General features: G+C 40.0%; 1 protein-coding gene. It reads right to left on the reverse strand.

Translation table 11 applies throughout. From position 1 onward, the window contains the following. Positions 1-220: 220 nt before the first annotated feature. Positions 221-517 (reverse strand): hypothetical protein (locus tag E5331_RS20890; RefSeq protein WP_275441327.1); only part of this gene is annotated, 297 nt, incomplete at its 5' end.

Below are 517 nucleotides of genomic sequence, written 5' to 3' on the forward strand. Positions count from 1 at the left end.
TAGGTAATCGCCGCCTTATGGAAGCCGACTGAGCGATCAGCCGGCTTTCTTTTTTTGTTGTGGTGGTTGTTGTTATCCCCGGAGGGGATAGCAGCTGCTTGGACTTCTTGGACGGCTGGGACTTCTTGGACCTCTTGGACTTCTTTTAGCGATAGGGCTTCTGATAATTCTTATCGGGGTTATCATTATTGTTCCAAGCAGTCCAAGTAGTCTAAGTTATCTAAGTAGTCTCAGCAGTCCAAGTCGTCTCACTCGTCTCAGTCATCATGGTCATCAAAATTGTAAAAAAAAAGCGGGCAGATTCTTTATCTGCCCGCTTTTTTCGCGACATTTCAGTCTCACTATAACGCAGTAATACGGTAAAAAGTTCATTCGTTAATAAAATGAAAGATATTTTAACATTTATTGATTTGATTGAGATATAGTGATATAGCTGTCGGATTTTAGAAAAATATGCTCTATAACATAAAATTATTTGCAAAACGCCGGAAAGGGTTGTAATTTTGCATCCGCAATC

It is taken from the genome of Lepagella muris (assembly GCF_004793975.1).
GTDB lineage: Bacteria > Bacteroidota > Bacteroidia > Bacteroidales > Muribaculaceae > Lepagella > Lepagella muris.